The sequence below is a fragment of the Corallococcus sp. AB049A genome (genome assembly GCF_003668885.1).
Taxonomy (GTDB): domain Bacteria; phylum Myxococcota; class Myxococcia; order Myxococcales; family Myxococcaceae; genus Corallococcus; species Corallococcus interemptor.
The window spans coordinates 1-429 of record NZ_RAWL01001191.1 but is presented as its reverse complement, the minus strand read 5'-3'; the positions used below and the strand labels follow the sequence as shown (position 1 = coordinate 429).

General features: G+C 55.9%; 1 protein-coding gene. It reads right to left on the bottom strand.

Annotated elements, in window-relative coordinates; genetic code table 11:
* Positions 1-409: DUF2306 domain-containing protein (locus tag D7X55_RS41425; RefSeq protein ID WP_147470514.1), on the bottom strand; the 409-nt coding region annotated here is incomplete at its 3' end.
* Between the last annotated feature and the right edge of the window lie 20 nt (positions 410-429).

The following is a 429-nucleotide window of genomic DNA, read 5'->3' as shown; positions in this document are numbered from 1 at the left end:
ATCCCGCTCCGCCGCCATCAAAAGCAACCTTGTTCATAAGGCGTCCGGGCACGAAGGTGAAACCTCCGGCAATCACGATGCCGCCCAGATAAACGCTCTGCATAATCCGCATATGGCGTCTGATATCGCCACGCCGGGCGAAGTAGATCGATTGCAGACAGCCATATATCGTGAAAGCGGAGAGGAGATGGATCGGGCTGAAACCGTAAAACATCCTCAATTCATGGATGAAGAACGTCGAAACGGAAGTCGAAACCATCAGCATCACCCAGATTTTGCCGAGCAGCCGGTGGATGGCGGTTCCCTTGGGGCGCAGGAAGATGAAGGCCCCGAGAATGGCTGCGGGCATGACGGTGGCGACATGGAATTGCACGGCAAGCGGTGCGTCTAACAGAGGCTGGAATGACATGGGTGCTGTTTCGGCTCGGT